The sequence below is a fragment of the Paenibacillus sp. Y951 genome (genome assembly GCF_056786395.1).
Genome location: NZ_JBXCIY010000024.1, coordinates 1 through 13,991 on the forward strand (window position 1 = coordinate 1; position 13,991 = coordinate 13,991).

The 13,991-nt window shown below is 40.2% G+C and carries 12 protein-coding genes and 2 pseudogenes; 12 read left to right on the plus strand and 2 right to left on the minus strand.

The features are described 5' to 3' along the window. The 3 genes and pseudogenes from AC1TPB_RS22175 to AC1TPB_RS22185 all read left to right on the plus strand — a co-directional run. Nucleotides 1–191 (plus strand): annotated as a pseudogene (locus tag AC1TPB_RS22175) (group II intron reverse transcriptase/maturase); the annotation flags it as partial. A 26-nt stretch (nucleotides 192–217) separates the two neighbouring features. Continuing rightward, a pseudogene (locus AC1TPB_RS22180) lies at nucleotides 218–334 on the plus strand (vitamin B12 dependent-methionine synthase activation domain-containing protein); the annotation flags it as partial. Nucleotides 335–716: 382 nt separating this feature from the next. Continuing rightward, entirely contained in the window at nucleotides 717–3,005 is a 2,289-nt protein-coding gene (locus AC1TPB_RS22185) for a DEAD/DEAH box helicase (RefSeq protein ID WP_482078478.1), read from the plus strand. Here the strand turns inward: AC1TPB_RS22185 and AC1TPB_RS22190 are convergent. Next, nucleotides 2,987–3,499 carry a hypothetical protein gene (locus tag AC1TPB_RS22190; protein ID WP_482078479.1) on the minus strand — a complete coding sequence of 171 codons (513 nt, stop codon included), beginning with the start codon at nucleotides 3,497–3,499 and terminating at the stop codon, nucleotides 2,987–2,989. The two genes, AC1TPB_RS22185 and AC1TPB_RS22190, sit on opposite strands and share 19 nt — an antisense overlap. A 42-nt stretch (nucleotides 3,500–3,541) precedes the next feature. Between AC1TPB_RS22190 and AC1TPB_RS22195 the strand changes: the two genes are divergently transcribed. The 9 genes from AC1TPB_RS22195 to AC1TPB_RS22235 all read left to right on the plus strand — a co-directional run bounded on the left by AC1TPB_RS22195 (nucleotide 3,542) and on the right by AC1TPB_RS22235 (nucleotide 12,976). Further along, complete coding sequence (locus AC1TPB_RS22195; RefSeq protein ID WP_482078480.1) at nucleotides 3,542–4,993, plus strand: ribonuclease H-like domain-containing protein; 1,452 nt, start codon at nucleotides 3,542–3,544, stop codon at nucleotides 4,991–4,993. A 168-nt stretch (nucleotides 4,994–5,161) separates the two neighbouring features. Continuing rightward, a complete protein-coding gene (locus tag AC1TPB_RS22200) occupies nucleotides 5,162–5,971 on the plus strand; it encodes a TIGR01457 family HAD-type hydrolase (RefSeq protein ID WP_482078481.1) in 810 nt (269 codons plus the stop codon). Between the two features lie 82 nt (nucleotides 5,972–6,053). Continuing rightward, nucleotides 6,054–6,860 (plus strand): Fpg/Nei family DNA glycosylase, encoded by an 807-nt coding sequence (locus tag AC1TPB_RS22205; protein ID WP_482078482.1) that lies wholly within the window; start codon nucleotides 6,054–6,056, stop codon nucleotides 6,858–6,860. Between the two features lie 60 nt (nucleotides 6,861–6,920). Continuing rightward, nucleotides 6,921–7,259, plus strand: coding sequence for a cyclic-phosphate processing receiver domain-containing protein (locus AC1TPB_RS22210; protein ID WP_482078483.1), 339 nt, complete (start codon nucleotides 6,921–6,923; stop codon nucleotides 7,257–7,259). A gap of 19 nt (nucleotides 7,260–7,278) precedes the next feature. Further along, entirely contained in the window at nucleotides 7,279–8,298 is a 1,020-nt protein-coding gene (locus AC1TPB_RS22215; RefSeq protein ID WP_482078484.1) for an SAM-dependent methyltransferase, read from the plus strand. 182 nt (nucleotides 8,299–8,480) lie between these two features. Next, nucleotides 8,481–10,082 carry a serine/threonine protein kinase gene (locus tag AC1TPB_RS22220; RefSeq protein ID WP_482078485.1) on the plus strand — a complete coding sequence of 534 codons (1,602 nt, stop codon included), beginning with the start codon at nucleotides 8,481–8,483 and terminating at the stop codon, nucleotides 10,080–10,082. A gap of 63 nt (nucleotides 10,083–10,145) precedes the next feature. Next, nucleotides 10,146–10,841 (plus strand): response regulator transcription factor, encoded by a 696-nt coding sequence (locus AC1TPB_RS22225; RefSeq protein ID WP_482078486.1) that lies wholly within the window; start codon nucleotides 10,146–10,148, stop codon nucleotides 10,839–10,841. Next, the gene (locus AC1TPB_RS22230; protein ID WP_482078487.1) at nucleotides 10,841–12,196 is read left to right on the plus strand and encodes a sensor histidine kinase; all 1,356 of its coding nucleotides are present in this window, start codon (nucleotides 10,841–10,843) and stop codon (nucleotides 12,194–12,196) included. Before AC1TPB_RS22225 ends, AC1TPB_RS22230 begins: the two co-directional genes overlap by 1 nt. A 3-nt stretch (nucleotides 12,197–12,199) precedes the next feature. Then, a complete protein-coding gene (locus AC1TPB_RS22235; protein WP_482078488.1) occupies nucleotides 12,200–12,976 on the plus strand; it encodes an MBL fold metallo-hydrolase in 777 nt (258 codons plus the stop codon). Between the two features lie 105 nt (nucleotides 12,977–13,081). Here AC1TPB_RS22235 and AC1TPB_RS22240 read toward each other — a convergent pair whose 3' ends face one another. Then, nucleotides 13,082–13,723, minus strand: coding sequence for a thiamine diphosphokinase (locus AC1TPB_RS22240; protein WP_482078489.1), 642 nt, complete (start codon nucleotides 13,721–13,723; stop codon nucleotides 13,082–13,084). Nucleotides 13,724–13,991: the final 268 nt, after the last annotated feature.

Consider the following 13,991-nt stretch of genomic DNA (forward strand, 5'->3'; position numbering starts at 1 on the left):
ATTTCGATGTATTATGGGAAAGGCATGGTAAAGCAGTAGGCGAACTGACAAGATACGCAGATGATTTTGTAGTTGTTTGTAAGACTAAGAAAGACGCCGAACATGCGTTCAAGTTGATTCGAACCGTATTATTAATAGTACGAAACTTGATAAAGCCATCTGTTGTTGATATAATTTGGACAATCAAATAAAAGAAATGGCGTAATATAAAGGGTTTCCTGAGGATATTGGAATGTTGCTTACGGAAGAATTTATGATGGAGCCTGAAGCATCGGTATCTGCGATGGTGTTTGCTCACCCTGAGGCACAGTACTTCAATGTTGAGAAGTCGTAACTCAAAAAGCGGACTTTTTGACCTTTTATTTAAAGTTAGTTCAAAAAAAGTTCAACACAATAATTTCGATATCGAATATGAAGTGCATTTGCAAAAAAAAAACGTCGTGGATGCCACGACGTTTTTTTGTACGCGAAAACTAAAACGGATGATGATTATAATACATTTTTCCATTGTATTACGAACGTATATTCTGTAAACTAGATTTATTATAATAACGTCATTTTGTAACTAAACTGCAACTAGAATTTACGCCTATGAACTATTAAATCTGATTTTTAGTTGCTATACATTCATATTCGGTTGGTGTGCCAAGCTAATTGATGCAATGAACTATGCGAGTTTATTGAAATGCTCATTGCAGAGCTTAAGGAGAATTTAGATGAACGAATGGACAGGTAAGGCAAAAGATATGCAGGAATGGCTGCGTGGACTGAAGGATCAAACTGAAATTATGAAAAACGTAACGGAATGGCGCGTTATTCCACCAAGAGATGCTTTTTCCGTTAGTTTACCAATAGATTTACATCCTGAACTATATAAAGCTTTGCAAAGTAAAGGGATGACAGAATTGTATACGCATCAACGAGATGCATTTGAAGCTGCTAGTCGTGGTATGCATGTTGTAACGGTTACGCCAACGGCATCGGGTAAGACATTATGCTATAACCTTCCTGTTCTGCAAGAAATTGTGGAACATCCAGAGTCAAGAGCATTATATATGTTTCCAACGAAGGCATTAGCGCAAGATCAGGTGGCGGAGCTGCAGCAATTTGCCGACCTTATGGATTGTGAATTGAAATGTAATACGTATGATGGGGATACGCCACCGAGCGCTCGCACAGCGATTCGTAATGCTGGTCATATTGTCGTTACGAATCCAGATATGCTGCATTCTGCTATATTGCCACATCATACGAAATGGGTAAAGCTATTCGAAAACTTGAAATTCATCGTTATCGATGAAGTACATGCTTATCGAGGCGTATTTGGCTCACATGTGGCCAATGTTATTCGTAGATTGTTACGTATTTGTCATTTCTATGGTTCAAATCCGCAATTTTTATTAGCTTCTGCAACTATTGATAACCCTGGTGAACATGCTTCGCGTCTCATCGGCAAGCCAGTTCATGTCGTTGATGTGAATGGAGCACCTTCAGGTGAGAAGCACTTTATTTTCTATAATCCGCCTGTCGTCAATGAACAGCTCGGCATCCGCAGAAGTAGTGTGCTTGAAACGAAAAAGCTAGCAAGTATGCTCATTAAGCAGGGTCTACAAACGATCGTATTTGCTAGAAGTCGTGTTCGTGTGGAGCTGCTGCTTACTTATTTACAAGAGTTAACGGATCATAAAGTGAATGATCATACGATTCGTGGGTATCGTGGAGGCTACTTACCAAAGCTGCGCAGGGAGATTGAAAAGGGCTTGCGTTCTGGAGAAATTAAAGCTGTTGTCAGCACGAATGCGCTTGAGCTGGGCATTGATATAGGACAGCTGCAAGCTTGTGTATTGAATGGATATCCTGGCACGATCGCCAGTACTTGGCAGCAATCGGGACGAGCAGGGCGACGTAATGAAGTATCGGTTACTTTCCTCGTCGCTAGTAGTAGTCCACTTGATCAATATATGGTGCAAAATCCTGATTATTTCTTCAATCGACCACCTGAACGAGCATTGATCGATCCTGATAATTTATTAATTTTAATTGATCATGTGAAATGTGCAGCCTATGAATTGCCGTTCCAGCGTGGTGAACAATTTGGCAAGGAATCTTTGGAGGATATGTTAGAATTTCTAACTGAAGAGAAAGTGGTTACTTATTCTGGGGACAGATGGTTCTGGATGGAGCAATCATTCCCAGCGCACAATATATCACTGCGCTCAGCCGCGGGTGAAAACTTTATTATTATTGATATTAGCAATCAAAATAAGGTGATCGGTGAAGTGGATAGGTTTAGCGCACCGACATTAATTCATGAAGAAGCGATCTATATTCATGAAGGTATTCAATATCAAGTTGAAAAACTAGATTATGAAGAGAAGAAGGCGTATGTTCGAAAAGTAGATGTAGATTATTATACGGACGCTAATCTCGCTGTTGAGTTGAAGGTGCTTCATATCGATCAACAGAAAGTAACTGGTGAGTTAGAGCAATGCTATGGTGAAGTTACGGTCAATGCACAGCCAACTATTTTCAAAAAAATCAGATTGCTCACTCATGAAAATATTGGATCAGGGCCGATTCATCTACCAGAGGAAGAGCTGCATACGGCTAGCTATTGGTTTACTTTCTCCGATGAGCGATTAGCAACGATGACGAAGGAACAGGTGCAATCTGCGCTCTTAGGTCTATCGAATGTACTATCTAATATAGCTCCGCTTTATCTGATGTGTGATCCTTTTGATATTCGTGTTATGCCTCAAGTGAAAGCATTACACACGGGGAAACCAACAATCTTTTTCTATGATCGATATCCTGGTGGCATTGGTCTCAGCAAAAGGCTATATGAGATTCATGCTTCGCTTATTGCTAATGCGCAGCAATTAATAACGCAATGTCAGTGCATTAGTGGTTGTCCTGCATGTGTTGGTCCGATTGAAGAGGTAGGTATTATTGGTAAACAAGCTGCGTTGCAACTTTTAGAGGAAGTTCAAAACAGCGCACTTTGATAACGATGAGTATGCTGACGAAGGTTATTCGGCATCGCATCTGAAGCGAACTTGGAAAGTACGGTTCGCGTGTACCAGGAACGTACACTTGCGCTTCCGCCTTTCTCAAGTAACGCTTCACCTGCTCGGTTCTGAAAGCCCGATTTTTGAACCTTTATTGGAATGGATAGTTCAAAAAGCGGGCTTTGATAACGATGAGTATGCTGACGAAGGTTATTCGGCATCGCATCTGAAGCGAACTTGGAAAGTACGGTTCGCGTGTACCAGGAACGTACACTTGCGCTTCCGCCTTTCTCAAGTAACGCTTCACCTGCTCGGTTCTGAAAGCCCGATTTTTGAACCTTTATTGGAATGGATAGTTCAAAAAGCGGGCTTTGATAACGATGAGTATGCTGACGAAGGTTATTCGGCATCGCATCTGAAGCGAACTTGGAAAGTACGGTTCGCGTGTACCAGGAACGTACACTTGCGCTTCCGCCTTTCTCAAGTAACACTTCACCTGCTCGGCTTACGAAAGCCCGATTTTTGAACCTTTATTGGAATGGATAGTTCAAAAAGCGGGCTTTGATAACGATGAGTATGCTGACGAAGGTTATTCGGCATCGCATATATTATTTCAAAATGATGAAGGGAGGGTTTGGATGAGCGGCTTGAAATCTCGTCTACAGCGATTGCAAGGGAAAAATGATGCTGGACAGACTAATAGTAGCAATACAATTGTAAGTGAAGCATCTAAAGATGAAGGTGCAGCAGCAGTTCAACAAATAGCAGAAGCACAACTCGATGCCAGTAAGCAATTTGCCCAAGCGAAAGAACCATATGCAGAGCAGTGGAGTGCGCTTGATGTACATGTCGTAAGAAATGAGCATGGTGAGTTTTTAATGCGTACGCATCGATATGCCAGCACTCATTATCACGGCATGCATCGACTAGAGGAGTGGCCGCAAGTTGCTCATCATCTTCAATCCTTCTTCCCAGAGCATCAAGCACATTCAGAAAATATTTTATTTCTCGATTTGGAGACGACAGGACTTGGCATTGGTGCAGGTAATATACCATTTATGATTGGACTTGCCTTTTGGGATAATAATGAACTTATCGTTCAGCAAGCATTAATTCGTCATCCTGCGGAAGAGCGAGCGATGCTTGCGTATTTACATCATCTAACAAAACGCTATACTCATCTAATTTCATATAACGGTAAAAGCTTTGACTGGCCATTGGTACATAGTCGCTACGTTATGAATGGGATGCGTCAAGAAATATGGGAGCCGCTTCATATTGACTTGCTACACCCTTCGCGCAGTTTATGGCGTAATACGTTAGAGTCCTGCAAGCTTAGTCATATCGAGGAGATGCGCTTAGGAATTACGCGAGTTGAAGATGTACCTGGCTCAGAAGCGCCTAGATTGTATTTCGAATATTTGGCAGATGGCAATCCATCAATATTAGAAGGTGTATTTCTTCATAATGAAATTGATATGCTATCATTAGTCTCATTGGCAACGCGTTTTGCTCATTTGTTAAGTGATACAGAAATTACTCGTTATGTACAGCAGCCATCAGAGCCAGAGGAGATGGTTCGGACAGGTCTTTGGTTAGAAAAGATGGGGTTAACTACTTATTCCGAACAATTATATACGATGGCAGTACATGTTCCGACTACCGCCTCCAATACGTTAATGCTGCTAGCTATGCGAGATAAGAAGCAACGGCATATGTCTCGAGCACTGTTACTTTGGCATCGAATGGTTGAACATATCGGTAAATTTCCACAGCGGGATGAGATTGATGCAGCGATTGAACTTTCAATGTATTATGAGCATAAGACGAAGCAATATGATAAAGCTTATCATTATGCAACGATCGCTTTGGAGGCATCATTGAACTATGTGAATTATGCCCGGCGCAAACTGCGTAATGAACAGCAACAAATCGAGGCGATCCGCAAACGTTTGACGAGGATAGCGAAAAAAGGCGATAATTAGATAGTAACGTAGAGCTAATGCTAGGGTTTTCCTGCCATTAGCTTTTTTTCTCTGTAAAGAAATGAATTATTATGTTATCTTGAATATTAATGAAATAAATTAATTTTAAGAACAGTATTAATTGAATAGCATCTTTATGATCTGTTCATATAATAGGAGAAGGATAAAATGACAGCTATGCATAACAAATATAAAGCATTGCTTATTGATTTGGATGGTACGATGTATCATGGCGATTCGCCAATCGAAGGTGCAAGTCAATTCATAACATATTTGCAGGAGCATAATTGGCTATATCGATTCGTTACGAATAATTCTTCGGCGACGGCACAGCAAGTTGCCGAGCGATTGAACACAATGGGTATTTCTGCAAATGCTGAACATATATGCACGTCTGCTCAAGCTACAGCACATTATATAGCCAAGCAATGTGGTCCGAGTCGACCAAAAGCTTTTATCATTGGTGAGTACGGCTTACGGAATGCATTGTTAGATGCTGGAATCGAAATTACAGATCAGAATCCAGATTATGTCGTTCAAGGAATAGATAAGTCGTTCAATTATGAAAAGGCTACCCAAGCGATTACTCTCATTCGCGAAGGTGCAACATTCATTATGACGAATCCAGATTTGTTACTACCTGCCAATGGAGGCTTCATTCCTGGAGCGGGATCAATAGGCGCGATGTTACAAGCTTCATCTGGCAAGCAGCCGATTGTTATTGGCAAGCCATCGAAAATTCTTGTTCACTATGCACTGTCTCAGCTTGGCATTGAAGCACATGAAGCGTTAGTAGTTGGTGATAATATGTCTACTGATATTGCAGCGGGTGTTCATTCTGGTTGTGGTACTGTGTTATTATATACAGGGTTAACGAATGCTAATAATAAGTCATACTATACGGAGCAGGCTGGATGCGATGCTGATTATATTTTCGAAACGATATATGACTTCCAACAGTTTTTGATGAAGGACTAATATTATTATTTGATCAAATTTATCACCAAATAGAATAGAGTAGATGTAATGTTCTTGGAACATGATAGGGAGGATTTCAAGCATGTACGAATTACCAGAATTAGATGTTATACGCGCTGTGTTAGCTGAAAAGTATGCAGGAGCTCCAATAACGAAAATCGTTGTAAATAGTAAAGTATTAGTAGGTAAAAAAACAAGACTAACCGATGCATTAGTGCACGCGACGATATGGTTTGTCGAACGCCGAGCAGGTCATCTGATCTTACATCTTGATACGGGCAAGCGTCTAATGATTTATTTACAAGAAGGAAGCCGTTTTTATGGTGGCGAATCTGGCGAAGCATTGAAATCAGGTGCGCATTTGGTATTGTACTTTAATAATCGCTACGTTGCTTTCTACGATCTTGCGGATGAAGCTGTTCAATTGCTAACGGTTCGGGAAGTAGATGACCAACTGAAAATATGTGGACCAGACCCGCTTGATAAGCGCTTTACATTGAGTGCGCTGCAACTTGTATTAGGGAAAAAACGTAATTATTTGAAAACACTACTGCTCGATGCCACGTTAATGACGGGAATTGGAGCAATCTATAGTGATGAAATATTGTTTGCAGCGCGCCTGATGCCTAATCGTAAAGCAAATACGTTAACAGCATCCGAGGGTGAAGCATTATATACAGCGCTGCAAACGATCATGAAAAATGCAATTGCTGATGGTGGGTCTAGGGAGCAAGCATTGTTTGCGCAGGACTCATTTACAGGGAGCTATATTGACAAGTTACAAGTCTATCAACGTGAAGGTGAGGCATGTCACGTCTGCTCAGAGCCAATCCAGCACATTGTTGTAGCAAAGCAAAAAAGCTATATATGTCCAAATTGTCAGCAATAATGAATGAGCTGCTTCATTGATAAGTACAAAACTTGGTAATAGTATAAAGGAGACTATCATATGATTCATGTCTATTTAGATGATTTCCGCAAATGTCCTACAGGTTTCGTACTTGCAAAAGATGCGGCTGAGTGTAAAATGTTAATTGATATGGAAAAGATCGATATACTATCTTTAGATTTTGATCTTGGTTGGAATCAACCAACGGGTTATGAAGTCGTTCGGCATCTTATTGCAACAGGTAAATTTCCAAGGACGATCTATTTGCACACATCGAGTATGTTTGGTCGTGAACAAATGTATGAAGCTTTGAAGGAATCGATACCAGCTGATGTTGAACTGTTCGGCAGAGCCATGCCTCAACAAGTTATTGATGACATTAACAAAAAATCAAATTGAACGATGAAAGAGGCAAAACATGAGTAAGTGGATAGGTACATCCAATAAAAACTTTTCCCCATATGCAATGGAGGAACTGCGCAGAACATTTACAACGATTCATTTCACACAGCTTGTACCTGGTGAAGTGTTTTTATTCGATATACCGATGGAAAGTGATGAGGTCGGGCAGCAGTTGTCCACTTCGGAACTTATCTTTTTAAGACATGTACAACCTATTGATCGTGAATATGCATTAACAGGACAAGCTTCAGATGTAGAGCAGCTTGTTCAGATGATTTCTTATATTGAATCTTCAATTTCTGACAAACAAATTTCGATCCATATTCGTACAAGCCGTGACAGCTTGCTTGTTAACACGAAGGCAGAGATTAAAGAGGTTATGGAAGCAGCAATTGTAGAAGCGGGTGGGCAGCTAGTTTTACAAAACCCTGATCTTATTATTGCGATTTATGCACATCATTCTCATCTTTATGTTGGTTTTGGAACGGTGGAAGAGATGCGTTCAGATTGGCCTGGTGGTGCGATCCGTTTCCAACGTGAGGAAGGACAAGCTTCTCGTGCCAAGTTCAAGCTGCTTGAGGCGGAGAAAGTATTTGGACTGGATCTGTCATTATTCAAACAAGCAATCGACGTTGGCGCTGCTCCTGGAGGCTGGAGTAGTTTGCTGTTAGAGCGAGGCTTGAAAGTAACAGCTATTGATCCAGCGGTATTGGATGAGCAAGTTATGCGTCATCCAGCGCTAACTCATCTGAAAATGAATGCCTCAGATGTTAAGCTTCCGAAAGCTAGCTTTGATCTTATTGTATGTGATATGAGCTGGAATCCATTGTTAATGAGTAAATTAGTAATTGGATTACGTCCTGCATTAAAGCCTTATTCTTACGGCGTCATTACGTTAAAACTAATGAACAAAAAAGTTATGCAAAGTATTCGAGAAGTGAAGGAAAGATTAGGTTCGGGTTATAATGTATTACAAGCAAAACAACTTTTCCATAATCGTGATGAAATTACATTGTTGATTCAGAAAAATGGTTAAACAATGGTGATTGTTATTGTATAATAGAACAAAATAAGTTATTGCATATTAAAACTAGATAATGTGTTGTAGAAAAGCATTCTACTGCCTAAACGGCGGTGGAATGCTTTTTTTTGGTGCGGTGAACATGGACTTATGCGGCGAGCATGGGCGCTAGCTTTAGTAAAATGGAGGAGATTGCGATGAAACCTTTAGCGTTAGGTACTGTTATTCAAGATCGTTATAGTGTAGCAGAATATGTTGCAGAAGGAGGGATGGGTCAGCTATATAGAGTACGTGATCTTAGGCTAGAGGGAATGATTAGAGCGATGAAGGTATTAAAGCCGGAGTTACAGGAACGTACGAGATTTACTACTGTGAGAGAGTCCGAAGCTAAGTTGCTAACATTGCTTCAACATCAAGGCTTGCCGATGATTTATGATCATTTTCATGCTAATGAACAGCACAATGAGATCATCGTAATGGAATGGATCGAAGGTCAACAGCTTGATCAGTTTTGTGTAGAGCAAAAGTTTCCACTATCTTACGAACTTATATTATCGATGAGCATCGAACTGATTGAAGCAATTCAATATTTACATGAACAGTCTCCCGCTATTATACATCGAGATATTAAACCAACGAATATAATGATTTGCCGAAATGGACATGTCAAATTAATTGATTTTGGTATAAGTAAGCGACATCGCACGCATCGGGTGCAGCCTACTATCGCACTGGGTACCCCCGGATTTGCTGCACCCGAGCAGATGAAAGGGATACCGACAGATGAGCGAAGTGATCTATATAGCTTTGGTTGTATACTCTACTTTTTATGTAGCGAGGGGAAACAACTAGCGAATCAGTTTGATTTACAACAAATAGAATATATTATTAAACGTGAATTGGCTCATATTCCAATTGCGCTACGGCATCTAATTCTACACTGTTTGCAGCCTGACCCACAATATAGAATCGTACAAGCTTCACAAGTGAAGACACAATTGCTTCGGTTAGCTTCTCGACATTCTTCTCCGCAAGACACTTATTCAGTTAAGCAACCACTATACAATGCTCAGAGGAGCAAATCAATCGCAGTGTTCTCTCTTCATTCACAAGCTGGTGCGACGACAATCGCGATGTTACTTGCTCAGCACTACGCATTACACGAACGTGTGAAACTGATTGAGTTTTGTGGACCATCCGCTTGTCTAGAAAGTATTCCCATTGTGCAGAAGCAGCTTGCGGAGTCTAATCCAGCGATGAAGGAAATCGATCCGTACTATAAGGAGGTAATGATTGATCTCATCGAGCATCATATATTCCACAGTGCGATGGATACGAACAGCTGTGATGCTACGGATTCATTTGTAAGAAGAATTAGTAAGGATAGCTCAGCAGATGTTCAAGTAATCGATTTTTCGAGTGGGTGGAGTGCTGAATTAGTCGAGCAAATTCGTGAACAATTGAGTTATGTCGTCCTCGTATGTGATCCAGCAATTATTGTAAGTAATGAGAGGAACTTTCGCAACATCCAGCGCTTACTTGCTATATTAGAAAAATATAATATAACGTATACGTGGATTAATAATAAAGACTGTCATTTTAGTGGGCGCAAAGCATGGAACCTACTGAATAATCGTCGGGAAGTGTATTCTATTGCAATGCTATCAACGGAAGACGTCTATAGCGAGATGTGGAGTCGGCATTGGTTAAGTGGTAGAACTAAAGTGTTGAAAAAGTTTAAAAATAAGTTAATGCCATTAATTAAAATGATCGATTTGTCGCTTGAGCGTGTAGACTAGCTTGCATTATTGACCTTGCTTCCTTTATGATGAAAGTACCTAGAATATAAGGTGGTGCAAGCAATGAATGATAAAATATTAGTCGTTGAAGATGAGGCGGGTATAGCCCGTATTTTACAATTAGAACTTGAACATGAAGGCTATGAAGTCGGTCTTGCTAGTGATGGTAAGATGGGCTATGAGATGATTAATACTGGCGAGTACCAGCTCGTTTTATTAGATGTAATGCTTCCTAAGATGAGTGGGATAGAAGTGTTACGACAAGTAAGGCAGTCTGGTAATCTTATACCGATCATATTATTAACGGCTAGAGACACGGTTCCTGATAAAGTAAGTGGCTTTGAACATGGAGCCAATGATTATATTACGAAACCATTTGCAGTTGAAGAATTGTTAGCGCGGGTACGTAATATTTTACGAATATTCCAACAGAAGCCAAAGGATGCTGAAGGCTCAGATATTATAACTTTAGGAGATTTAACGATCGAATTAAGGTCTCGTAAAGTGACTCGCAAAGAAAATATGATTGAGTTAACGCCACGAGAATTTGAATTACTCGTATTTTTAGTTGAAAATGTCAACGAAGAGAAATCTCGTGAAGAAATATTGTCTGAAGTTTGGGGCTATGATTTCATCGGTGAAACTAATCTAGTTGATGTATATATTCGTTATTTGCGGCAAAAACTCGACAAAGGATACCGCTATAAGCTCATTCACACAGTTCGTGGAGTAGGATATATGATCAAGGAGCCGGATTGATGACTTTACGTAAAAGGTTTACTTTATTCACCATATTTTGGCTGATCTTAATTTTAATATTTTTTAATCTATTCGTTTACTACTATGTCATCAAAATTACGACAGAAAGCGAGGAGGAGATCATCTCTAATAAGGTGAAGCTCATCCTCGAAAATCCGCGAATCCAGAGTGGTAGGGGATTGAATACCGCCGAACTACTTAATGAATATTACAATGTAAATGAGATGATACGGATTATTAGTCCGAATAATCGTGTTGTTAATATTACTGGATCTAATGCGATATTATTAGAATTACCTGCAGAGTATAGTCAATATCGTCATTCTGGGATGTACACCAAAAGTGGTGAGCGAATTATTTATACACGGGTTCCGTTGTATGAAGATGGTAACGTTATTGCGATGATGGAAGTTAATCGAATACTCGATGAATTGGATGACTATTTACAAATTTTAATTGCCGCGCTAAGTGTAACGAGTGGTGGCGCGATATTGTTTGCAATTTTTGGTACATACTGGTTTACCTCTCGCTTAACAGAGCCGATTTCTCAGATGGTCACTACGATGCGTGAAATCGATCGGAGTGGTAAGCTACGCAAGATTGAACTTGGTGAAAGAGAAGAATCTGCAGAGTTACAACAACTAATACGTGCATTTAATCAGATGATCGACCGTCTTGATCGTACCTATGAGCGCCAGAAGTTTTTCGTGGCGGATGCGTCGCATGAATTGAAAACACCACTTACCGTTATCTCAAGCTATGCCAATATATTGAAGCGTTGGGGTGCGAACGATGAAAGTGTGCGTACAGAGGCGATTGACGCTATAGCTAGAGAGACGATTAGATTACAAACATTAACGAAATCAATGCTAACTCTTGCCGAAGCTGAACAAGAGGATTGGTTGTCGTTAGATACGTTTGATGTCATTCCCGTAGTAGATGAGATTGCTACGATGATGGAAACGACATTTCAACGATCCATTCGTGTGAAAGCATTATCTCATAATGTGAAAATGGTCGGAGATAGAGATAAAATTCAACAGCTTCTCGTTATTCTTGTCGATAACGCGCTGAAGTATTCCAAAGATACGATTGATATTTCTGTGTCGCAAAATAAAGGTATTGTGCGGATTGAAGTGAAGGACAAAGGAATCGGTATCCCTGAAAATGAAATACCGCATCTATTTGAACGGTTTTATCGCGTGGATGGTGCAAGGGCGAGAACGACCGGTGGTGTAGGTCTAGGGCTTGCTATTGCGAAACGGATCATCGATCTACATGAAGGTAAAGTAGAAGTATTCAGTCTGCACAATATTGGTACGTCAATTACGTTACAATTTAAGCAAAGGAAGTAGCTTATGGATATTTATTTTCGCGGGACAAGTGATGCTCATGGTGTGCCAAGACTTTATTGTGAGTGTAATGTTTGTGCTGAGGCTAGATCGGATGAAGGCATAAATCGCAGATTACGTCCGAGCGTTCAGCTGTTTCTGACCAACCACGCGCCGTTATGGATCGATTGTGGACCAGACTGGTATGTGCAGATGGAGCAGGCTAATGAGCGGTTTGTGCAGCATATGCTTATTACACATGCACACTTCGATCATATTGGTGGTTTGCCACAATGGTATGATCAATGTCGTTATGTTGATCTCCCAGCGTATTTATATGCGGCGGCAGAAGTGTTGGATGTAATTAAAGAGCGGTTTCCTTGGATTTCTAATAAAGTTCAATTTATTACGCTTGATGAGGGTTATACATTCGCAGATTGGAACTTGTCGGTGTGGCGGGTTAATCATGGTCATAATGGCTATTCATATGGGTTCCGCTTCGAGCATCAGTTAGAACGGATTAACTGGGTGTACTGTCCTGATTCTATTGCTTTAACGGAAGAGCAGCAGAAGCCGTTATTCGATCTTGATCTGCTTATTATCGGTACGAGCTTCTATAAAGAACCATTTCCAATCGAGACGCGATCATTATACGATGTCATGGAAATATTGGAATGTATTGAATTATGGCAGCCGAAGCAAGTGAGATTAACACATTTATCGCATCATATTGATGTGAGGGACAGCGTTCATTTACCTGAGCATGTTCAATACGCACAGAACAAACAACCAATTAAGCTATAGTGGCTTAATCGGTTGTTTGTTGTTATAGACATTACAATGATAATTAACAAGAGGTGATCAGATGGACTAAGTTTATTTTGATTAGCGCTTTGTTTCGAATCTAAATCAATCATTCGATTGAATGACTAATAATTGTCCAGTCGTAATCTGGATCGATCCTGTACGATCAATAAGCTTGTTGCTGACTCCGATCGATTCACCTTTTTCGATTGTGGCATTATGCAGAGGGTACATGAATCCATCGAGCGTAATGCCAGTGACGACATCGGAGTAGGGTAGGAGAGAAATATATTCAAATTGTTCGCGCTCAACGTATAACTTGTCATTCATCAGTTGTATGCGGTTATGAGCATCGATTAAACTAGCTTTCATACCTTTTTTCAGTGCTAACGACAAAAGTTGAATATTACCTAATGAATGATCAAATCTAGTGCCGAGTCCGCCTAGTAAAATAATTTCGCTGCTACCACGCTCGATAGCATGGAGAAACGACAGTTCCGTATCGGTATAATCTTTATCAATGGCATCGAAGCTAAGTATATCTTTGCTTTTTTGTTCAATGTTGCGATATTGCTCCTTCGTTACCGAATCAAAATCGCCGATAGCAATACTCGGAGTAAAGCCGTTTTCAATTAGAAACTGAGCACCGCGATCGGCTCCAATAAGATAATATTGTTGGTCTATGTATGGTAGTGCCCATTGACCGAGCTGGCCACCACTGCAGATGATGCTGATATTTGAATTCATGATAATGAGTTCCTTTCATGCGGGAAAATGATACTTCTATACTTCAGGGCAAGAGCTTTCTTTTGATTGTAGATAATCGTTTGCCCTGCACTATACATTAATATAATGGAATTGCGCGAAAAAGTCATGTTTCGGCAGACCATGTTTAATTTAACACTATCACTGAAATCAAGCGTCAATGGTAAAATGGTCTAGAAAAATTATTTATTCCGTTAGATGATGAGTTAAAATAAAGGCTCAAGGTTGTCCATAAGCATTCTTTCGTCTA